Annotated in this window: 13 protein-coding genes and 1 pseudogene; 11 read left to right on the top strand and 3 right to left on the bottom strand. The window is 64.5% G+C overall.

Going from position 1 to position 21,363, the window contains the following annotated elements; all coding sequences use genetic code 11:
- Positions 1-84: 84 nt before the first annotated feature.
- The 9 genes from ccmI to AC1DPX_RS31160 all read left to right on the top strand — a co-directional run bounded on the left by ccmI (position 85) and on the right by AC1DPX_RS31160 (position 11,913).
- Positions 85-1,224: a c-type cytochrome biogenesis protein CcmI gene (gene ccmI / locus AC1DPX_RS31200; RefSeq protein WP_202355166.1), complete on the top strand. Its 1,140-nt coding sequence runs from the start codon at positions 85-87 to the stop codon at positions 1,222-1,224.
- A 2-nt stretch (positions 1,225-1,226) separates the two neighbouring features.
- Positions 1,227-1,670 (top strand): cytochrome c maturation protein CcmE, encoded by a 444-nt coding sequence (gene ccmE / locus AC1DPX_RS31195; RefSeq protein WP_199642776.1) that lies wholly within the window; start codon positions 1,227-1,229, stop codon positions 1,668-1,670.
- A gap of 38 nt (positions 1,671-1,708) precedes the next feature.
- Complete coding sequence (locus AC1DPX_RS31190) at positions 1,709-3,700, top strand: heme lyase CcmF/NrfE family subunit (RefSeq protein ID WP_477241599.1); 1,992 nt, start codon at positions 1,709-1,711, stop codon at positions 3,698-3,700.
- Positions 3,697-4,164, top strand: coding sequence for a cytochrome c-type biogenesis protein (locus AC1DPX_RS31185; RefSeq protein WP_477241597.1), 468 nt, complete (start codon positions 3,697-3,699; stop codon positions 4,162-4,164). The genes AC1DPX_RS31190 and AC1DPX_RS31185 overlap by 4 nt, the downstream gene beginning before the upstream one ends.
- A gap of 133 nt (positions 4,165-4,297) precedes the next feature.
- Positions 4,298-5,848, top strand: coding sequence for a Do family serine endopeptidase (locus AC1DPX_RS31180; protein WP_477241595.1), 1,551 nt, complete (start codon positions 4,298-4,300; stop codon positions 5,846-5,848).
- Between the two features lie 355 nt (positions 5,849-6,203).
- The gene (locus AC1DPX_RS31175; protein WP_027041628.1) at positions 6,204-6,878 is read left to right on the top strand and encodes a response regulator transcription factor; all 675 of its coding nucleotides are present in this window, start codon (positions 6,204-6,206) and stop codon (positions 6,876-6,878) included.
- 92 nt (positions 6,879-6,970) lie between these two features.
- Entirely contained in the window at positions 6,971-8,449 is a 1,479-nt protein-coding gene (locus AC1DPX_RS31170) for a sensor histidine kinase (RefSeq protein WP_477241593.1), read from the top strand.
- Positions 8,449-11,394 carry a bifunctional [glutamine synthetase] adenylyltransferase/[glutamine synthetase]-adenylyl-L-tyrosine phosphorylase gene (locus tag AC1DPX_RS31165; protein ID WP_477241591.1) on the top strand — a complete coding sequence of 982 codons (2,946 nt, stop codon included), beginning with the start codon at positions 8,449-8,451 and terminating at the stop codon, positions 11,392-11,394. The genes AC1DPX_RS31170 and AC1DPX_RS31165 overlap by 1 nt, the downstream gene beginning before the upstream one ends.
- A gap of 48 nt (positions 11,395-11,442) precedes the next feature.
- Positions 11,443-11,913, top strand: a complete 471-nt coding sequence (locus tag AC1DPX_RS31160; RefSeq protein WP_202355160.1) for an EF-hand domain-containing protein — start codon at positions 11,443-11,445, stop codon at positions 11,911-11,913.
- A 45-nt stretch (positions 11,914-11,958) separates the two neighbouring features.
- Here AC1DPX_RS31160 and AC1DPX_RS31155 read toward each other — a convergent pair.
- Both AC1DPX_RS31155 and pepN read right to left on the bottom strand, forming a co-directional pair.
- Positions 11,959-14,280, bottom strand: a pseudogene (locus tag AC1DPX_RS31155) (PAS domain-containing sensor histidine kinase).
- 197 nt (positions 14,281-14,477) lie between these two features.
- A complete protein-coding gene (pepN, locus tag AC1DPX_RS31150) occupies positions 14,478-17,123 on the bottom strand; it encodes an aminopeptidase N (RefSeq protein WP_477241589.1) in 2,646 nt (881 codons plus the stop codon).
- Positions 17,124-17,275: 152 nt separating this feature from the next.
- On the opposite strand from pepN, the gene AC1DPX_RS31145 reads away from it, so the two are divergent.
- Positions 17,276-19,582 (top strand): xanthine dehydrogenase family protein molybdopterin-binding subunit, encoded by a 2,307-nt coding sequence (locus tag AC1DPX_RS31145; RefSeq protein ID WP_477241587.1) that lies wholly within the window; start codon positions 17,276-17,278, stop codon positions 19,580-19,582.
- Positions 19,579-20,538, top strand: a complete 960-nt coding sequence (locus tag AC1DPX_RS31140; protein WP_202355156.1) for a DMT family transporter — start codon at positions 19,579-19,581, stop codon at positions 20,536-20,538. Before AC1DPX_RS31145 ends, AC1DPX_RS31140 begins: the two co-directional genes overlap by 4 nt.
- Here the strand turns inward: AC1DPX_RS31140 and AC1DPX_RS31135 are convergent, their stop codons facing one another.
- Positions 20,539-21,351, bottom strand: a complete 813-nt coding sequence (locus AC1DPX_RS31135; RefSeq protein ID WP_202355155.1) for a helix-turn-helix domain-containing protein — start codon at positions 21,349-21,351, stop codon at positions 20,539-20,541.
- Positions 21,352-21,363 lie beyond the last annotated feature (12 nt).

Here is a 21,363-nt window from a genome sequence, read left to right as displayed (position 1 = left end):
CAAGGACTTTCGGCGCGCTGACCGTCAAAGCGTCGCAGGATGCTTGTGTTGGCAGGGCAGGGCTCTGTCGTTATTGGAATAACCATGCTGTTCTGGGTCATAGCCGCAATATTGACGCTCGGCGCGAGCCTTGCGGTGCTGCTGCCGCTGGCCGCAGGAGCCAGGGGCGCGTCGTCGAGCGGCGATCATGATCTGGAAGTCTATCGCGATCAATTGTCCGAGCTTGACCGCGACGCCGGCCGCGGCTTGATCCAGCCGGCGGAAGCGGCCGAGGCGCGCGCCGAGATCGCGCGCCGCATCCTTCGCCTCGACGGTGCCGATACGGCCGGCGAGGCATCGGCCAGGCAGGCCTCGGTCACGGCACGGCTTGTCGCGACCGTCGCCGTGCTGGCGGTGCCGCTTGTCAGTTGGGGTGTCTACAGCCAGATCGGCTCGCCTGACCTGCCGGCGCAGCCGCTCAGCGAAAGGCTGGCCAAGAACCCGGCCGACAGTTCCGTCGACGAATTGGTGGCGCGGGCCGAGGCCCACCTTGCCGCCAACCCGTCCGACGGCAGGGGATGGGATGTGCTGGCCCCGGTCTATCTGCGCATGCAGCGCTTTTCCGACGCGGCGGCCGCGTACCGTAACGCCATCCGCCTCGACGGCGACAGCGCCGTTCGCCAGGCTGGCCTCGGCGAGGCGATTGCCGGTGCCGCGGGCGGTATAGTTTCCGCCGACGCCCAGGATGCCTTCGAGGCGGCGTTGAAGCTCGATCCTGCCAATGCCAAAGCCAGCTTCTATCTGGCCATGGCCCTGGCGCAGGAAGGACGAAACAAGGAAGCCGCGGCGGCCTGGCAGGCAATGCTGGGCACATTGCCGCCGGATTCGCCCTGGCGCGCCGCCGTCGAACAGGCGCTGGCAAAGTCAGCCAGCCCCGAAGTCGCTTCCGGCGCGCCAGCGAAAGGTCCCGATGCCGCTGATGTCGACGCCGCGTCCTCCCTGTCACCGCAGGATCGTGAAGCCATGATCAACACCATGGTCGCCGGCCTCGATGAAAAACTGCGGCAAAATCCGCGTGACCCGGAAGGATGGATGCGGCTCGTTCGTTCCTATGTCGTGCTGGGCAAGGCCGATCAGGCGCGCGAGGCGCTGGGGCGCGCCATCGCCGTCTTTGGCGCCGGCAGCGACGAAGCCAAGAAATTCACCGCCTTTGCCGCCTCGCTCGGCCTGACGGCGACGGAGTAGACATGACGCGCAAGCAGAAACGGTTGTCGGTGATCGTGGGTGGCTTGGCTTTCCTGGGCGCCGCCACCGGGCTGACCTTCTATGCGCTCGGTCAGAAGGCCTCCTATTTCTACATGCCGGCCGACCTCACCACGGCGAGTGTCCAGCCCGGCCAGCGCATCAGACTCGGCGGTTTGGTTGAAAAAGGCACCATCCAGCGCGGGCAGGGCGCGACGGTCGCCTTCTCCGTCACCGACACGCACAAATCGGTCAAAGTCACCTATACCGGCATCCTGCCCGACCTCTTTCGCGAGGAGCAGGGCGTCATCACCGAGGGCAGTTTCGGCCCGGATGGCATATTCGTTGCCGACAGCGTGCTGGCCAAGCATGATGAGCGCTATATGCCCAAAGAAGTGGCCGACGGGCTGAAGGCCAAGGGTGTCTGGCAGGAGAGCAAAAGTGAGTAACTCTGGCGGGAGAGCAAACGTGGATTTCGGGAACAACCATGGTTGAAACCGGACATTTCGCGCTGGTCCTGGCGTTCGCGCTTTCGCTGGTGCAGACGATCGTGCCGCTGTTCGCCGCGCGCCTCGACAACCAGCGTCTGATGGCTGTCGGCGGTCCTGTCGCGATAACCGGCTTCGCCCTGACGGCGCTGTCCTTTGCCGCCCTGGCGAGCGCCTATGCGAGCTCCGATTTCTCGGTGGCGAGCGTCTGGGAAAACTCGCATTCGCTGCAGCCGATGATCTACAAGATCACCGGAACCTGGGGCAACCACGAAGGCTCGATGCTGCTCTGGGTGCTGATCCTGACCTTCTTCGGTGCGCTTGTCGCGGTTTTCGGCTCCAATTTGCCGGCGACGCTGCGCGCCAATGTGCTGGCGGTGCAGGGCGCCATCGGCGCCGCCTTCTTTCTGTTCATCCTGGCGACGTCCAATCCTTTCATCCGGCTCAATCCGGCGCCGATCGAAGGCCGCGATCTCAACCCGGTCCTGCAGGATCTCGGCCTCGCCATTCATCCGCCGCTGCTCTATCTCGGCTATGTCGGCTTCTCGATCTGCTTCTCCTTCTCGGTCGCCGCCTTGATCGAGGGGCGCATCGACGCCTCCTGGGCGCGCTGGGTGCGGCCATGGACGCTGGTCGCCTGGATGTTCCTCACCGGCGGCATCGCCATGGGATCCTACTGGGCCTATTACGAGCTCGGCTGGGGCGGCTTCTGGTTCTGGGATCCGGTCGAGAACGCTTCCTTCATGCCGTGGCTGGCGGGCACCGCGCTGCTGCATTCGGCCATCGTCATGGAAAAGCGCTCGGCGTTGAAGATCTGGACGCTGCTGCTCGCCATTCTGACCTTTTCGCTGTCGCTGCTCGGCACCTTCCTGGTGCGCTCGGGTGTGCTCACCTCGGTGCATGCCTTTGCCACCGACCCGGCGCGCGGCGTCTTCATCCTGTGCATCCTGACGCTGTTCATCGGCGGCTCGCTGGCGCTCTTTGCGCTGCGCGCTTCGCGGTTGACGGCCGGCGGCCTGTTCCACCCCATCTCGCGTGAAGGCGCACTCGTCCTCAACAATCTGTTCCTGACCACGGCGACCGCCACCGTGCTCGTCGGCACGCTGTATCCGCTGGCGCTGGAGGCGCTGACCGGCGACAAGATCTCGGTCGGGGCGCCGTTCTTCGATCTGACCTTCGGCCCATTGATGTTGCCGCTTCTGGTCCTCGTGCCGTTCGGTCCGCTGCTGGCCTGGAAGCGCGGCGACATCATCGCCGCGTCGCAGCGCCTGATGGCGGCCTTCGCGGTGGCGCTGGCGGCAATGCTGGTCACCGGCCTGTTTATCGATGGCGCCTCGGTGTTTGCTGCCCTCGGCATCGGCCTTGCCGCCTGGCTGGTCGCCGGCGCGCTCACCGACCTTGCCGTCAAGTCCGGCGTCGGATCGGTTGCGCCGGCCGTCATGGTCAGGCGCTTCGCCGGCCTGCCGCGCTCGGTCTTCGGCACGGCATTGGCCCATCTCGGCCTCGGCCTGACCTTGCTCGGCATTGTCGCCACGCTCTCCTTCGGCACCGAGAAGATCCTGTCCATGCGCGCTGGCGAGACCGTGGAACTGTCAGGCCATACGCTGCGTTTCGTCGGGCTCTATCCGGCGCAGGGACCGAACTACAGCGAGGACCGTGGCCGCTTCGAACTGATCGGTGTCGGCGGCAGCCCCGTCGGCGAAATCAGTTCCGCCAAGCGTTTCTATCCGGTGCGGCAGACGACGACGACGGAGTCCGGCATCAAGACCCTCGGTTTTTCCCAACTCTACATTTCGCTTGGCGACGAAGCCAAGGACGGCTCGGTCGTGGTGCGCCTGTGGTGGAAACCGCTGGTGACGCTGATCTGGGGCGGCGGGCTGGTGATGATGGCGGGCGCTGCCATGTCGCTGATGGACAGGCGCCTGCGTGTCGGCGCGCCCTCGCGCCGGCGCAAGCAGGCGAGCGCCGTGGCGCCCGCGGCCCTGCCATGAAGGCAAGGTTGTCCGCCGCGCTGCTTGTCCTGATGCTGGCGCTCGGCTTTGCCGGCACGGCAATGGCGGTGAAGCCCGACGAGATGCTGGCCGATCCGGCGCTCGAAGCGCGGGCGCGGGCCCTGTCGGAGGGCCTGCGCTGCATGGTCTGCCAGAACCAGTCGATCGACGAGTCCGATGCCGACCTCGCCCGCGACCTGCGCATCCTGGTGCGCCAGCGCCTCGTCGCCGGCGACACGGACCAGCAGGTCATGGACTATGTCGTTTCGCGCTACGGCGAGTTCGTGCTGCTGAGGCCGCGCTTCGATCTGCGCAACGCGCTGCTTTGGGGCACGCCCGTGCTGTTGCTGCTGGTCGGAGGCGTTTTCATTGTGCTGACCGCGCGGTCGCGCCGGACGCTGGCGACAAAATCGCTATCTCCCGACGAGCAGGCGGCATTGAACGCCATTCTTCGCCGCGACTGACGGCCACGACCGCGCCGCCAACATTACCAAAGTTTCATGTGTCGGAAATGGCGCTGTAATGTGCGCCTCTCTAATTCTCTCTCCCCGAGGATGCCGATCAAGCAGCGTCCCTTTGAAAGAGGATAAGAGACCCATGAATATTGCCCCCAATTCATATTCCCGCACCCGCAAGCGTCTCCTGGCTGCCGCCGCTTCCGTCGCCGTTGCCGGCGTGATCGGCGTTGGCGCGCTGACCAGCGGAACCAGCCCCGTCCTGGCCGATGCCGTACGTGTCGAGGCGCCGCAGGTGCAAGGCTTCGCCGATGTCGTCGAGCGCGTTTCGCCGGCCGTGGTCAGCGTCAAGGTGAAGGCCAAGATCCAGCCGACCGCCGACGATGGCTCCGATGACCAGGACGGCTTCAACAATCTTCCCAACAATCCGCAGCTGCGCCGCTTCTTCAAGGAGTTCCGTGGCTTTGGCGATCAGGGCGGCCAGAATGATGACGGCCATCGCCGCTTCGGTCACCGCAACCGCAGCAATGACCAGCCGCGCCCGGTGGCACAGGGCTCCGGCTTCTTCATCTCCGAGGACGGCTACCTCGTCACCAACAACCACGTCGTCGAAGAAGGCACCGCCTTCACCGTGGTGACCAATGACGGCAAGGAACTCGACGCCAAGCTGGTCGGTACCGATCCGCGGACCGATCTCGCCGTGCTCAAGGTCGAAGGCGGCGGCAAGTTCACCTATGTCGATTTCGCCGATGATTCCAAGGTTCGCGTCGGCGACTGGGTTGTGGCTGTCGGCAATCCGTTCGGCCTCGGCGGCACCGTCACCGCCGGCATCGTATCGGCGCGCGGCCGTGACATCGGCGCCGGCCCCTACGACGATTTCCTCCAGATCGACGCGTCGGTCAACCGCGGCAATTCGGGCGGCCCGACCTTCAACCTCAACGGTCAGGTTGTCGGCATCAACACGGCGATCTTCTCGCCTTCGGGCGGTAGTGTCGGTATCGCCTTCGACATTCCTGCCTCGACCGCCAAGCAGGTTGTCGAGGACCTGATGAAGAGCGGCGCGGTGCAGCGCGGCTGGCTCGGCGTCGAAATCCAGCCGGTCACATCCGACATCGCCGAATCGCTTGGTCTGAAGTCCAACAATGGCGCGCTGGTGTCGAGCGCCCAGGATGATGGCCCCGGCAAGAAGGCTGGGATCACGGCCGGTGACGTCATCACCCAGGTCGAAGGCAAGGACGTCGCTTCGCCGAAGGAACTCGCCCGCCTGATCGGCGCCTATTCGCCCGGGAAGTCGGTCGACGTCACAGTCTGGCGCGACGGCAAGAGCCAGACGATCAAGGTCGATCTCGGCAAGCTGCCGGCCAGCGACAAGCAGGCTTCGAACAACCAGCAACAGCAGCCCGCCATGCCGGCAAAGCCCGACACGCTTGCCGATCTCGGCCTCACCGTCACCAAGTCCGAAAACGGCAAGGGTCTTGTGGTGACCGATGTCGATCCCGACAGCGAGGCCGCAGATCGCGGCATCCAGCCGGGCGACATCATCACCGCGGTCAATTCGAACGAAGTGAACGGCACCGAGGACGTTACCAAGGCGATGACCGACGCGGTGAAGGCCGGCCGCAAGGCGGTACTGATGCAGATCACCCGCGACAACAACAATCGTTTCGTCGCGCTGCCGGTCGCCAAGGGCTGACAACGACTTTTCCGATGCGGCGGTATCAAACACCCCCGAGCCGCCGCATGGGAAAGCATGGAGACGGGTACGTTAGTCAGTCATCGTGCTCTCCTCCAGCGGCAGCGGGCCTCCCATCGCCCGCTGCCGCACATTTTGGAAGCCGCCCGGAACGTTCCTCGGGCCTTGGCCTGGAGGATCGGGTGGTGATTGCACAATCCTGCCCCGGGACAGACATGTCCGGAATGAAAACGGCCATAGAATAAGATTTTATCGCGCGCGGTCTCGATCATCTTGATCGCGATGCGCTTTGGCAAAGGCTAAAATGCAGATGCCGGCTACTCAACCTTCCAGCGAAATCGCGTATAACGGCCCGATGAAGATTCTCGTCATAGAAGACGATCGCGAGGCTGCCGATTATCTGCAGAAAGCCTTCGCCGAGGCCGGTCATACCGCGCATGTCGCCGGTGACGGCGAAACCGGTTTCGCGCTGGCCGACGCCGGCGACTATGACGTGATGGTCATCGACCGGATGATGCCGCGCCGCGACGGCCTGTCGGTCATTGCCGGGCTTCGCTCCCGGGGCAACACGACGCCGGTACTGATCCTGTCGGCGCTAGGCGAGGTCGATGACAGGGTCACCGGCCTGCGCGCCGGCGGCGACGATTATCTGACCAAGCCCTATGCGTTCTCCGAACTTCTGGCCCGCGTCGAGGTGTTGAACCGCCGCGCCAGCGCCAAGGAGGCCGAGACCGTCTACCGGGTTGGCGACCTTGAACTCGACAGGCTGTCGCATTCGGTCCGCCGGGCGGCGCGTGAGATCACATTGCAGCCGCGCGAATTCCGCCTGCTCGAATATTTGATGCGCCACGCCGGCCAGGTGGTGACGCGCACCATGCTGCTCGAAAATGTCTGGGACTATCATTTCGATCCGCAGACCAATGTCATCGATGTCCACGTCTCGCGGCTGCGCGGCAAGATCGAAAAAGGCTTCGACAAGCCGATCCTGCATACGGTTCGCGGCGCCGGCTACATGCTGAAGGGCGGCTAGAGCATGATCCCGAAAAGTGGGAACCGGTTTTCTCGGGCAAACGGTTTCCGTTTGTCCAGAGATCATGCTCCAACAAAGAGCTAGGCGACAGCATGGCTCTTTCCGTGCCGGCCATCATGAGGACGACGGCAGCGCGGCTTTCGGCGCTTTACCTTCTGCTCTTCGCGCTCTGCGCCGTGCTGCTTGTCTTCTACATGACGTCGCTGTCGGCCCGCATGCTGACGGCGCAGACGCAGGAGACCATCAACGATGAAGTGCTGGGCCTCGCCCGCGCCTATCAGCGCGGTGGCCTGCCCGTGCTGGTGCGCGTGGTCGAAAACCGCTCCCGCCAGCCTGGTGCCAACCTCTATCTCATCGCCGATGCCAATGGCCAGATCCTGACCGGCAACGTGCAGAGCCTCGAACCGGGGGTGATCGACACGGAGGGTTGGACGACCGAGCCGTTCTCCTACAAGCGCTTTGGCGAAGGCGAGCTTGATCGCCTTCGCAGCGGAACATCCGACCAGACGCCGCCGCCTTCGACCGGCGAGAACACGGTGCAGACCGAAGGCGAGAAGGGGCACAACGCCATTGCGCTGGTGCTTCGTCTGCCCAACCAGATGATCATGCTGGTCGGCCGCGATCTTGGCGAACCGGAGCGCTTTCGCGCCGTCATACGCCGTGCGCTGATGCTGGCGCTCGGGATGATGGGGCTCGGCGGACTGCTCATCTGGTTCTTTGTCGGCCGTGCCGCGCTGAAGCGCATCGACAGCGTGTCGGAGGCCAGCCGTCGCATCATGGGTGGTGATCTCTCGGGGCGGCTGCCGGTGACCGGCGCCGGTGACGAGTTCGACCGGCTTTCGGAAAACCTCAATTCCATGCTGGCCAGGATCGCCACGCTCAACGAAGGCCTCAAGCAGGTTTCCGACAACATCGCGCATGACCTGAAGACGCCATTGACCCGGCTGCGCAACCGCGCCGAAGCGACACTTTCTGGCAAGCACAAGCCCGCCGATTACCGTCAGGCGCTCGAAGGCACCATCGCCGAGTCCGACCAGCTGATAAAGACCTTCAATGCCATCCTGATGATCTCCCGGCTTGAGGCCGGATATTCTTCCGAACACACCAACCGCGTCGACCTGGCGGCGGCCGTACGTGATGTCGTCGAGCTCTACGAGCCGGTGGCGGAAGAGGCCGGCGTTTCGCTCGAAGCCGAGATGAATGGGGCCTTTCTCGTCGACGGCAACCGCGAGTTGATCGGCCAAGCGCTGTCCAACATCGTCGACAATGCGATCAAATATTCGACGGACTCAACGTCCAAGCCGGCGGTTCGCGTGACGCTCGAGCGGACGCATGGCGAGATCAGGCTTTGCGTCGCCGACAACGGCCAGGGCATTCCGGACGATGCCGATCGGGCCCGGGCGACCGAACGTTTCGTGCGGCTGGAGAAGAGCCGTTCGCAGCCGGGCTCCGGCCTTGGCCTCAGCCTCGCCAAGGCGGTCATGACCTTCCACTATGGACGGCTTGATCTCTTGCCTGGCAATCCGGGACTATCCGTGGTCATGAGTTTCCCCACACGGGAGGATCACTGATGGCTGCGGTTGCGGACTGGTTGCTGAAACCGGCGCTCGGGCTTGTCCCTCTCGACGAAGGCCGGGCGCGCCGGGAACTGGCCGAGATCGCCACCGCGGCACGTGAAGAAGGGCTGGCGCGGCTGGCCAAATTCCTGGCCGGCAAGGGGGAGGGCCAGGATTTCCTGGCTGCCGTCTTCGACCTCTCGCCGTTTTTGCGCGACACGGCGCGTCGCCGGCCCCGGATCCTGGATGCTCTTTTCGACCAGCCGGTCGAGGCGCGCCTGGAAGCGATCACCGCCGCGATCGACCAGGCGCCGCTGGCCGGGACGATCTCCGAATCCAGCCTGATGATGGAGCTGCGCCAGTGCAAGGCCGAGGCGCATTTCCTGATCGCGCTGGCCGATCTTGCCGGTGAGGCGCAAACATCGCTGACGGTGCGGCGGCTGAGTGACCTTGCCGATGCCTGTACCCGCGCGGCCGTCGACTTCCTGCTGCGCGACGCGCATGGCCAGGGCAAGCTCAAACTGCCGGATCTCGACAACCCGTCGCGGCCATCGGGCTGGATCCTGCTCGGCATGGGCAAACTCGGCGCGCATGAGCTGAATTTCTCCTCCGACATCGATCTTGTCGTCTTCTTCGATCCGGAAGCGCCGGCCGTCGTCGATCCGCTCGACGCCACCGAACTGTTTTCGCGGCTGACGCGCCGCCTGGTGCGCATTCTGCAGGACCGCACCGAGCACGGCTATGTCTTCCGCACCGATCTCAGGCTGCGCCCCGATCCCGGTTCGACGCCACTGGCGATCCCGGTCGAGGCGGCGCTGCGCTATTACGAAGCGCGCGGCCAGAACTGGGAACGTGCGGCGATGATCAAGGCGCGCCCGGTGGCCGGCGATCTCGCTGCGGGTGCTGCGTTCCTTAGGGAACTCCAGCCCTATATCTGGCGCAAATACATGGACTACGCGGCGATTGCCGACGTCCATTCGATCAAGCGCCAGATCCACGCGCACAAAGGCCATGGCGAGATCGCCGTGAAGGGCCACAACGTCAAGCTCGGTCGCGGCGGCATTCGCGAGATCGAGTTCTTCGTCCAGACCCAGCAGCTCATCGCCGGCGGCCGCTTCCCGGAACTGCGCGGCCGCGAAACCGTGCCGATGCTCGGCCAGCTCGCCGCGCGTGGCTGGATCACCGCTGATGCGCGTGACGCACTTGCCCGCCAATACTGGTTTCTGCGCCGCGTCGAGCATGCCGTTCAGATGGTGGCTGACGAGCAGACGCATACGCTGCCGGAGGACGATGAAGGGCTGGAGCGGATCGCCCATATGCTGGGCTTCGCCGAAGCGGCGGCGTTCTCCCTGGCGCTCCGCGCCTCGCTGCAGCAGGTCGAGCGCCATTACGCGGCACTGTTCGAGACTGCCCCGGAGCTTTCGGCGGGCATCGGCAATCTGGTCTTCACCGGCGATGTCGACGACCCCAACACGCTGCAGACCTTGCAGGGTCTCGGTTTCCAGCGGCCGAGCGACATCTGCCGGGTCATCCGCGGCTGGCATTTCGGCCGCTATCGCGTCACCCGGTCGGCGGAAGCACGCGAGCGGCTGACGGAGTTGACGCCGGCGCTGCTCAAGGCCTTCGGCCAAACGCGCCGGGCGGACGAAGCCTTGATCCGTTTCGACGAATTCCTCGCCGGTCTGCCGGCCGGCATCCAGCTGTTCTCGCTGCTGCAGTCGAACCCCGCGCTGCTCAAGCTGATAGCGACGATCATGGGTGCTGCGCCCCGGCTGGCGGCGATCATCACGCGCCGGCCGCATGTTTTCGACGGCCTGCTCGACCCAGCGCTTCTCACCGAACTGCCCGACCGCGCCTATCTCTCGGCGCGGCTCTCGGCTTTCCTTGAAGGCGACAGGGCCTTTGAGGAGGTGCTAGACCGGCTGCGCATCTTTGCCTCGGAGCAAAAGTTCCTGATCGGCGTCCGGCTGCTTGCCGGTTCGATCGATCCGGCCCGGGCCGGCCGGGCCTTTTCTGATCTCGCCGATCTCACCATCGAGGCGGCGTTGCAAGCGGTGACCGCCGAATTCGCGGCGCGCCACGGCACGATTGCCGGCGGCGTGGTTTCACTGCTCGGCATGGGCAAGCTCGGCAGCCGCGAATTGACCGCGGGATCGGATGTCGACCTCATTCTGCTCTACGATCATGACGCGGACGCCGAGGACTCCGACGGCGACAAGCCGCTGGCGCCTTCCCACTACTACACCCGCATGACGCAGCGGCTGATCTCGGCCGTATCGGCGCCGACGGCGGAAGGGGTGCTCTACGAACTCGATCTGCGGCTGCGGCCATCCGGCAACAAGGGGCCGGTGGCCACCCACATCGACGCCTTCAAGAAATACCAACGCCAGGAGGCCTGGACCTGGGAACACATGGCGTTGTCGCGGGCGCGCGCCATTGGCGGCGATCCCGGTCTGTGCGCCGAGGTCGAAGCGGAAGTTGCCGCCGTCCTTGGCCAGCCGCGCGACGCGGCAAAGGTGAAGACCGAGGCCGCGGACATGCGGGCTATGATCGAGAAGGAAAAGCCCCCGCGTGGCCTCTGGGACATCAAGTTGATCCCTGGCGGGCTGATCGATCTCGAATTCATCGCCCAGGTCGCCGTCATCACCGGGCAGGTCGAGGCCGGGCCGCGTGTCACCGGTACGGCCGAGATCCTGTCCCGCCTCGCGCCTGGCTTCGCCGATGCCGGGATCAGGCAGGAGCTTGGTGCCGCCTTCGCACTCTATTTGGCGCTGACCCAGATGACCCGGCTGTGCCTCACCGGCCCGTTCGAGCGCGACGACGTTCCGCCGGGGCTTTCGGATCTGCTTCTGGCGGTTACCGACCTGCCGGATTTCGGTGTGCTGGAAGCACATCTCAAGGAGACGTCGCAAAAGGTCAGAAAGGACTTTGATCTTTTGTTTCGTACCGGACGACCGTGAAACGGTTGTCCGGCCGCATCGGGGGTGACGATGCAACAGGAGAAGACCATGAGAAAGTCAACCAAGCTTGCCCTTGCCTTCGCAGCGCTCGCCGGCGCTGTCGGCACCACCGCCTATGCCGAAAACAATGCCAGCGCCAAAATGCGCCACGGCATGATGGCCCGCCTGGACAAGGCGATGAGCGATTCAAACGGTGCCATCACCTTCGACCAGTTTTCCGACGCCATGAACGCGCGGCTGAAGAAGCTCGTGGCCGACAATGGCGGCAAGCTGACCGTCGCCCAACTCGCCGACGCGCTGGAGAAGGCGCGCTTCGAGCGGATGGCCAGGCGCATCATCGCCCGCTACGACACCAAGGGCGACGGCACGCTGACCGCGGACGACATTACCGGCCGTGAGAAGAAGGTGTTCGCCATGCTCGACAAGAACAATGACGGCAAGATCGAGAAGAGCGAACTGCCGAAGGGCCATCGCTTTGGTCATCACCGCCAATCGGATGACGACGGCAGCGTCCAATAAGATTGTTTGACCAAGGCTCCGGCGACATCGCCCGGAGCCTGCTGCTCAGGCGGCGGCCTTGACCGCCGGAGGCGCCTTCTTCACCGGAATGCGCACGGACACGATCGTGCCGACGCCCTCGGTCGAACGGATCTTCAGCGCGCCGCCCTGGAGCTCGGCCAGCGAGCGTGAGATGGCAAGGCCAAGGCCTGATCCGGCGTGGTTCTTGGAGAACTGGTTCTGCACCTGTTCGAAGGGGCGGCCGAGCTTGCCGAGCGCTTCTTTCGGGATGCCGCAGCCATTGTCCTCGATGGTCAGTATCAGCGCGCCCGATGTGTTGCGGGCCCTGACCGATATGCGGCCGCCCTGGCCAGTGAACTTGACCGCGTTGGACAGGAGGTTGATGACGATCTGCTTGATCGCCCGGCGATCGGCGATCAGCGTCAGCGCGTCGGCGATGCGTGTTTCCACGGTGATCGCCTTCTGCGCGGCCTGCAGCGACACGACGCGCACCGTCTCGCTGATCAGCGGACCGAGGTCGATCTGCTCCTGGTCCAGCGAGAACTGGCCGGCCTCGATCTTGGACATGTCGAGAATGTCGTTGATGACGCCGAGCAGGTATTTGCCGCTGCTGTTGATGTCGGTGGCATACTCCTCGTAGCGCGACGAGCCCAGCGGCCCGAACAGCCCCTGTTCCATCAGTTCGGAGAAGCCTATGATGGCGTTCAGCGGCGTGCGCAATTCATGCGACATGTTGGCCAGGAATTCGGATTTGGCCCGGTTCGCCGCCTCGGCGCGCTCGGTTTCCTTCATGTATTTGCGGTTGAGGTCTACGAGTTCGCGCGACCGTTCCTCTTCGGCCCGGCGGGCGAGGCTCAGGTCATGGATCGTCGCCATCAGCCGCCGCTCGCTGTCGACCAGCTTCTCCTGGTGCAGCTTGATCTGGGTGATGTCGGAGCCGACCGAGACGATGCCGCCATCCCGGGTCCTCAGTTCATTGACCTGCAGCCAGCGGCCGTCGGACAGCTGCCGCTCGAAAGTGGCGCCGCCTTGCGGACCATTGGTGTTGGCAAGCCGGCGCTCGGAAGCGAAGGCCAGCATCCGCTCTTCCAGCGAAGCGCGAGTCACACCCGGCATCACGTCGCGATCCTACAGCCCGTTGTCCTGCTGGTATTTGGAGTTGCACATGATCAGCCGCCGCGCCGAATCCCACAGCACGAAGGATTCGTTGATGTTCTCGATCGCGGTCCTCAGCCGAAGATCGGCCGCCTCCGAACGCAGGGCCAGATGGCGCTGTTCGGTGACGTCGACGGCGATGCCGATTAGCTGGATTTCCGGCGCTTCCGGATCCATGACCTGCGCACGGGCGCGCATCCACACCCATTGGCCATCGGCATGCCGCATCCGGAACACCTGGTCGATATGGTCGATCTCGCGGGCGACAATTCTGTTGGCGAGCTCGAACAGGTCGCCGTCTTCGGGATGGATGATCTCGTCGACCTCGCCGAAGGACAGCATCGTCTCGCAGGGCTCGTAGCCCAGCATGTCGTACATGGAACGCGACCAGTACATCTTGCCGCGCACCATGTCCCAGTCCCACAGGCCGCAGCGGCCGCGCACCAGGGCCATGTCAATGCGCTGATGCGCTTCGAGATAGATGCGGTCGGCCGCCTGGGCGCGCGCCGCCTGCCCGAAATAGGCGTAGAGGATGATGATCAGCACGCCGGCCGTCAGCACGAACAGGGTGACGTTCAGCGAGACGGTCTTGCGCCATGTGTCGAACACAGCTTCTTGCGGCACCAGCGCTGCCGCGGCTCCCTTCCGATCCTTGGCAACGCTGACCGCGGCGTACCAGTCCTGGCCGCCGATATTGACCTCCATGACGCCGGCGCGGTCGCCAAACATGAACAGCGGTTGGCCGCCCTGGACGAGGCCGTCGAGCGAATGGCCTTGCCACGGCATCGAGCGCGGCGTCACCGCGGTGATCCGGAAGGCGCTGTCGGTGATGACGAGCACATGGCTGCGGCCCATCGCGCCCTGCCGGCTGGTGGTCTCCAGCAGGTCCTGGACGGCACCGGGCACCGTGTCCGAGGTGGTGGCCAGAGAACTGGCCAATTGGCCCGCCGCCAGCGTCAGGATCGCCTTGGCGTCGCGCTCGACATCGTCGCGTTCGTTCATCAGCGACAGCACGCGAAGCGCCGCGATGACGAGCAGGAAGATGATGATGAGGGCCGGTATCGAACGGCGCAGCAGCGGTTCGGCGGCCAGGAGCCGCTTGTAGGCCGGTTCGGCAATGAGCCGCGTATTCCCGGCAAGGCCGTCGCTGCGCGTCTCGCGACGCGCAAAAACCATCCCACCGGGCGCGCCCCACGCGTCCGCCTTCGCCATAAATGGCACTCCCCGAATTGCCTATGCTGCTTTGTGATCCGGCAAACGCCGCACTTCCGAATCGTCAGTAAAGAATCAAACGTGATTCGCCTTGTCCAGTGGCTCGGCGAAAAAAGATTAAAAATCGACTAAAATAATCGGTTTTGGAGGCGCGACGGCTCGGGCCTTCTCCCCGCATGGGAGAAGGCAAGGGGTACCTAGGCCAGCGTGCGCTCGACGATATCGCGCAGATCCGCCGACAGGTTTTCGGCGCTGGCGATCGAAAGCAGCGCTTCCCGGGCCTTGGCCTGCCGGCCCGGTTCGAGCGAGCGCCACGACCGCAGTGCCGTCGCCAGCCTTGCCGCCACTTGCGGGTTGCGCTTTTCGACCTCGAGCACCGTCTGCGCGAAAAACCGGTAGCCTTCGCCATCGGCGCGGTGGAAGCCGGTCTGGTTGGCGCTGGAGAATGTGCCGATCAGTGAGCGCACCCGGTTTGGATTGCCCATCGAGAAGGCCGCATGAGCGGTTAGCGCCCGAACCGTGTCCACAGCCTGCGGCCCCGGCACGCCGGCCTGGATCTGGAACCATTTGTCCATGACCAGCGGGTCGGACGCGTACTTTTTCTCGAAAGCCGCCAGCGCCTTGTTTGCCTCCGGCGAACCATGGTGGCGATACGCAAGCACGGCAAGGGCGGACGCGCGGTCGGTCATGTTGGTGGCGGACTGGAAATGCCCGGCCGCCAATGCTGCTCCGCCCGGCAGCAGCGAGAGATAATCCAGTAAAATGTTGCGCAAGGCGCGTCGTCCCGCGCTGGCCGCATCCGGGCTGAACGCAGCCTTGTCCGCGAGGCTGTGGTAGAGGCTGGAAAATGCCGCGCCATTGGCGGTGGCGATTGCCAGCGCCAGCGCCTCACGGGCCGCGTGAATGGCGTCGGGGTCGATATTCCTGCCGATGTCGCGGGCGATGTCGGCATCGCCGGGCAGTGCCAGCGCCAGCGCCCGGTAGGCAGGTTCCAGCATCTCATCGGCGGCGATGCTGCCGGCGAGTTCGACAAGCCGTGTCGCGAAGACCGGCTGCTTGCCGCCAAGAAACTCACGGAAGGCAGCGATCAGCGCATCGGTGAGCAGCGTGTTGAACGCCTGCCAGCGCGAGAAGGCATCACTGTCATGGCGGGCGAGGAAGAACTGGTCGTCGGCCTTCTGCTCGACCGACAGCGTCACCGGCGCCGAAAAGCCGCGGTTGAGCGACACCGCCGGACGTTCCGCAACACCCGAGAACCGCACCATGTGGCGGCGCTTGCGCAGATGGATGACGCCGTCCTCGACGCTGGCGCCCTCGACGCCGCTATACGCGACAGGCTTGCCGCCGGCGCCGATCAGCCCGAAGGCGAGCGGAATATGCATCAGCCGCTTGCGGCTTTCGGAGGGGGTCGGCGGCACCGACTGCTCGATTTCGAGCGTGAATTCCTGGGCAGCCGCATTGTGCGTCGAACTCACGGTCAGATTGGGCGTGCCTGCCTGATGATACCAGAGCGCGAACTGCGACAGGTCGCGGCCCGAGGCATCCTCGAACACCTTGATGAAATCCTCAATGGTCGCCGCTTCGCCGTCATGCCGGTCGAAATACAGGTCCATGCCGGCGCGGAAGGCATCTGCCCCCAGGATGGTGCGGATCATGCGCACCACTTCGGAACCCTTTTCGTAGACCGTCGCCGTGTAGAAATTGTTGATCTCGCGGTATCGGCGCGGCCGGACCGGATGCGCCAGCGGGCCCTGATCCTCGGGAAACTGGTGGGCGCGCAGCGTGCGCACCTCAGCGATGCGCTTGACCGCGCGCGAGCGCTGGTCGGCGGAGAATTCATGGTCGCGGAAGACCGTCAGCCCTTCCTTCAGGCAAAGCTGGAACCAGTCGCGGCAAGTGATTCTGTTACCTGTCCAATTGTGGAAATACTCATGCGCGATGATCGCTTCGATGTTGGCGAAATCGGCGTCCGTCGCCGTCTCCTGGTCGGCCAGCACATATTTGTCGTTGAAGATGTTGAGCCCCTTGTTCTCCATCGCCCCCATGTTGAAGTCGGACACGGCAACGATGTTGAAGACGTCGAGGTCGTATTCGCGGCCAAACGCCTCCTCGTCCCATCGCATCGACCGCTTCAGGGCGTCCATGGCGTAGCCGGCCAGCTTCTCCTTGCCGCGCTCGACATAGATGCCGAGTTCGACCTCGCGGCCCGACATCGTGACGAAACTGTCGGCGACCTGGCCGAGATTGCCGGCCACCAGCGCGAACAGGTAGGACGGCTTGGGGAAGGGGTCATGCCAGACGGCATAGTGCCAACCGTCGCCGACGTCGCCCTTGTCTCCCGGATTGCCATTGGACAGGAGCAGCGGTGCCTCGTCGCGCAGCGCCTCGATCCGCACCGTGTAGACGGACAGGATGTCGGGGCGATCGAGGAAATAGGTGATGCGGCGAAAGCCCTCGGCCTCGCATTGCGTGCAATAGACGTTGTTCGAGCGATAGAGACCCATCAGGGCCTCGTTGACCGCAGGGGCCAGTTCGGTCTCGATCAGCAGCTGGAAGCGGCGCGCGGCCGGCGGCATGAGAATAGTGAGCTGGTCAGGCGTCACCAGAAGGTCTGCCGGTTTTGCCTTCTTGCCGTCGATCTCGATGCGCTTGAGCGTCAGCCCGTCGCCGTCGAGCACCAATGGCGCGGTCGCGGCTACGCCGTCGCGACGTTCGACCGTCAGTGTCGCGGTGACGATCGTGGCCTCGGGCGAAAGGCGGAAGGTGAGGTTGGTCTGCGGAATGAGATAGTCGTTGGGGCGATAGTCTTCGAGCTTGAAGACCTGGCCGGTGTCCGTGCGCATTCCGTTGTTTTTCCTGTCGATTGCTTTGGACGCGGAATTCTCGCTGGTCCAAGAAATTTGAAGTCCGCGCTCTTTACACGAAATGGTCCCTCGACAAAACTCGGCCGATGCCTATTTCAGGCATTCCTTCTCCACATCCGCGCGAGGCAGTCATGACCGTCGTCACACCGAAATTCGGCATGGGCGCTTCCGTGCTGCGGCGCGAGGATGCCGCCTTCATCCAGGGGCTGGGCCGCTATACCGATGATATCCAGCCGGCCGGCGTCCTGCACGGCTATGTCCTGCGCTCGCCGATCGCCAAGGCGAGCTTCACCATCGGCTCGATCGACGCGGCGAAGACGGCACCCGGCGTCCATCTGGTGCTGACCGGCAAGGATCTCCCCCATCTGCGCGATCTCAAGTCTGGCGTCATGCAGGCACAGCCGGACGGCACCAAAGCGCCGACGCGCGACATTCCTATCCTGTGCCGGGACCGCGTCAACTATGTCGGCGATGCGGTTGCCTTTGTCGTCGCCGACAGCCGTGCCTTGGCGCAGGATGCCGCCGAACTGATCGAGGTCGATTATGACGGCGAGGACGCCGCCTCCGGCACCGCGACGGCGCTTGCCGAAGGCACGCCGCTGGTCTGGCCGGAACTCGGCTCCAACCGCGCCTTCACCTATCATATGGGCGATAGGAAAAAGACGGACGCGGCTTTCGCCGGGGCCGCTCACGTCACCCGCATCGAATTCATCAACAACCGGCTCGTCTGCAACTATATGGAGCCGCGCTCGGCGATCGGCGAATGGAATGCCGGGGAAGACCGCTTCGTGCTGACCACCGGGTCGCAGGGCGTGCATTCCATGCAGTATATCCTGGCCAGCGTGTTCAAGATCAAGAAGGACCAGCTGCGCGTCATCACGCCCGATGTCGGCGGCGGTTTCGGGCCGAAGAGCTTCGTTTACCGCGAATATCCGCTGGTGCTCGAGGCGGCGAAGCGGCTTGGCCGCCCGGTGAAGTGGGCCGGCGACCGCACCGAACATTTCCTCACCGACGCGCAGGGCCGCGACAACGCGGTGACGGCCGAGATGGCGCTCGACAAGGATGGGCGCTTTCTTGGCATGAGGGTCGAGCTGCTCGCCAATATCGGCGCCTATGTCTCGCAATATGGCCCTTTCATTCCCTATGTCGGCATCACCATGTCGACCGGCGTCTATGATATCAGGGCGCTCGATGTCTCGGTGACCGGCCTCTACACCAACACTTGCCCGGTCGACGCCTATCGCGGCGCCGGGCGTCCCGAGGCGGCGTTCCTGTTGGAGAAGCTGGTCGATGCCTGCGCGCATGATCTCGGCCTGCCTGTCGAAGAAATCCGCCGCCGCAACTTCATCCGGCCCGCGCAGTTTCCCTACCGCACGCAGACCGGCCGGCTCTACGACAATGGCGAATTCGAAGGGCATATGGACCGTGCCATCGAACGGTCTGAGTGGAAGGCGTTCCCGCGGCGGCTGGAACAGTCCAAGACCGGCGGCAAGATCCGCGGCATCGGCATGGCGACCTATATCGAGGCCTGCGCCTTTCCGGGCTCCGAACCGGCCTTTGTCGAGCTCAATGGCGACGGCACGGTGACGTTGAAGATCGGCACCCAGACCAACGGCCAGGGGCATGCCACCGCCTATGCGCAGTTCCTGTCGGAAAAACTCAATCTCGACATCGACAAGGTCCATGTCCGCCAGGGCGACACCGACGAATTGAAGGCGGGCGGCGGCACCGGCGGCTCGCGCTCCATTCCGCTGGGGGGTGTATCGGCGTCCCGCGCGGGCGAGGATCTGGCCAACAAGATCAAGCGCATCGCCGCCGACGAGCTTGAGGCCTCGGCCGGCGATATCGAACTGTTCGATGGCGTTGCCCGTATCGTCGGCACCGACAGGAGCATCGATTTCTCGAGCATCGCCAAGGCTGCGAAGACGCCTGATGACCTCAAGGGGTTCGGTGAGTTCGTGCAGGACGAGTGCACCTATCCGAACGGCACCCATATATGCGAGGTCGAGATCGATCCCGATACCGGCGCGACCGAGATTGTCCGTTACACCATCGTCGACGATTTCGGCGTCACCGTTAATCCGATCCTGCTTGCCGGCCAGGTGCATGGCGGCGTCGTGCAAGGCATCGGTCAGGCGCTGACCGAGAACACCATCCATGGCGATGATGGGCAACTCTTGACGGCGAGCTTCATGGACTACGCCATGCCGCGCGCCGACAATGTCCCGTTCTTCCAATTCGAGACCCGGAACGTGCCTTCGACCACCAATGCGCTGGGCATCAAGGGCGCCGGCGAGGCCGGCACGATCGGCTCGACACCGGCGGCGCTCAACGCCGTCACCGACGCGCTGTGGCGCGCCTATGGCATCAGGCATATCGAGATGCCGGCGACGCCGGCGCGCATCTGGGCCGCGATCAGGAGCGTATCGCCAGCGTGACGTCAGGGGTGGAACCAGGAACGACGGCCGGCCACGGCACGCTGAGGGGCATCGCCCTCAAGATCGTGTCCGTCGCGGTTTTTGTCGGCATGCAAACCTGCATCAAGGCGGCCGGCGACGTGCCGGCGGGACAGATCGTCTTCTTCCGCTCCTTCTTCGCCATCTTTCCGATCATTGCCTTCCTGGCGTTGAAGGGACAGCTGGCGACGGCATTCGTCACCAAACGTCCCTTCAACCATGTCGCGCGCGGCGTTGTCGGCGTCGGCGCCATGGGGCTTGGCTTCTTCGCGCTCACCAGGCTGCCGCTGCCGGAGGCGATCACCTTGAACTACGCACAGCCGCTGCTGGTCGTGGTGTTCTCCTCGATCTTCCTTGGCGAGTCGATCCGTATCTATCGCTGGAGCGCTGTCGCCGTCGGTCTCATTGGCGTGCTCGTCATTTCCTGGCCGGAACTGACCCTGCTCAACTCGGATGAAGCGCTCGACGACCAGGAGGTGCTGGGCGTGATGGCCGCGCTGGTGGCGGCGGCGATCTCGGCTGTCGCCATGCTGCTCGTGCGCAATCTCGTGCAGACGGAGAAGACGGCGACCATCGTGTTATGGTTCTCGTCGACGGCGAGCGTGCTCTCGCTGCTGACGCTGCCTTTCGGCTGGCAAGCTCTGGCGCCGGCGCAAGCGGCGCTGCTCATCATGGCCGGCTTCTGCGGCGGCCTTGGCCAGATCCTGATGACCTCGGCCTACCGCCATGCCGAGGCCTCGGTAGTGGCGCCGTTCGAATACACCTCGATGATCCTCGGCGTCGTCGTCGGCTATTTCATTTTCTCCGACGTGACCTCGCTCAACACGCTGCTTGGCGGTGCGATCGTGGTAGCCGCCGGCATCTTCATCATCTGGCGCGAGCGGCAACTGGGCCTGGAGCGCACGCGAACGCGCAAGGTAACACTGCCTCAAGGCTGATCAGGACCGTTCCGACCGCTCCTTGGCCAGCCGCACCAGCACCGCGCGGGTCTGCTCGTCGGCCGGAAAGAAAGATTCGATCGCCAGTTCCGACAAGGTCACGTCGAGCGGCGTGCCGAAGACGGTGATGGTGCTGATGAACGATAGCACTTGATCGCCATGGGCAAGCCGAAGCGGATGCACGATGGCATTGGGCTCGACCGGTGTTGGCCTGCTGCCCTTCAGCCCGGACGGATAGGTTCGCAGCTCGCGCTCCAGTTCGACCAGCACCGGGTCGCCGCTGGCATCGTTCTGGTGCTTGAGACGCTCAAGCAGGTGCGTGCGCCATTCCGCGAGGTTGACGATGCGCGGTGCGATGCCGCCGGGATGCAGGGAAAGGCGAAGCACGTTGACCGGTGGTGCCAGCAGCGAAGCCTCGCTGACATCGGCAAGGAAAGGAGCGATCGCGGCGTTTGCTGAAACCAGGTTCCAGTGCCGGTCCACCGCCAGCGCCGGGAAGGGCTCATGTCCTTTGAGCACAATCTCGACCGCCGCCATCGCCGGTGCCAAGGTCGTGTCGCCGAGCGGCCGTTCGCTGAAGCTCGGCGCGAAACCTGCGGCCAGCAGCAGCTGGTTGCGTTGCCTCAGCGGGATCGAAAGCTGCTCCGCCAGATGCAGCACCATGTCGCGCGACGGCGCGGCGCGCCCGCTCTCGACAAAGCTTAGATGCCGCTGCGAGATTTCGGCTTCCGTGGCGAGGTCGAGCTGGGACATGCGGCGGCGCGTGCGCCATTCGCGGATGAGACTGCCGGCGGAGGTTTGGGCTGATGTCATGGGTCAGGATTA

The sequence above is a fragment of the Mesorhizobium sp. 01N446 genome (assembly GCF_056399285.1).
Note: the sequence above shows the minus strand (reverse complement) of the source record. Positions and strands in the feature narration are given on the sequence as shown.

Excerpts from the sequence above, each read along its gene's own strand:
- AC1DPX_RS31190 (WP_477241599.1), top strand. The coding sequence starts at position 1,709 with ATGGTTGAAACCGGACATTTCGCGCTGGTCCTGGCGTTCGCGCTTTCG.
- AC1DPX_RS31175 (WP_027041628.1), top strand. The coding sequence starts at position 6,204 with ATGAAGATTCTCGTCATAGAAGACGATCGCGAGGCTGCCGATTATCTG.
- AC1DPX_RS31145 (WP_477241587.1), top strand. The coding sequence starts at position 17,276 with ATGACCGTCGTCACACCGAAATTCGGCATGGGCGCTTCCGTGCTGCGG.
- ccmI (WP_202355166.1), top strand. The coding sequence starts at position 85 with ATGCTGTTCTGGGTCATAGCCGCAATATTGACGCTCGGCGCGAGCCTT.
- AC1DPX_RS31170 (WP_477241593.1), top strand. The coding sequence starts at position 6,971 with ATGGCTCTTTCCGTGCCGGCCATCATGAGGACGACGGCAGCGCGGCTT.
- AC1DPX_RS31180 (WP_477241595.1), top strand. The coding sequence starts at position 4,298 with ATGAATATTGCCCCCAATTCATATTCCCGCACCCGCAAGCGTCTCCTG.
- AC1DPX_RS31135 (WP_202355155.1), bottom strand. The coding sequence starts at position 21,351 with ATGACATCAGCCCAAACCTCCGCCGGCAGTCTCATCCGCGAATGGCGC.
- pepN (WP_477241589.1), bottom strand. The coding sequence starts at position 17,123 with ATGCGCACGGACACCGGCCAGGTCTTCAAGCTCGAAGACTATCGCCCC.
- AC1DPX_RS31185 (WP_477241597.1), top strand. The coding sequence starts at position 3,697 with ATGAAGGCAAGGTTGTCCGCCGCGCTGCTTGTCCTGATGCTGGCGCTC.
- AC1DPX_RS31160 (WP_202355160.1), top strand. The coding sequence starts at position 11,443 with ATGAGAAAGTCAACCAAGCTTGCCCTTGCCTTCGCAGCGCTCGCCGGC.
- AC1DPX_RS31165 (WP_477241591.1), top strand. The coding sequence starts at position 8,449 with ATGGCTGCGGTTGCGGACTGGTTGCTGAAACCGGCGCTCGGGCTTGTC.
- ccmE (WP_199642776.1), top strand. The coding sequence starts at position 1,227 with ATGACGCGCAAGCAGAAACGGTTGTCGGTGATCGTGGGTGGCTTGGCT.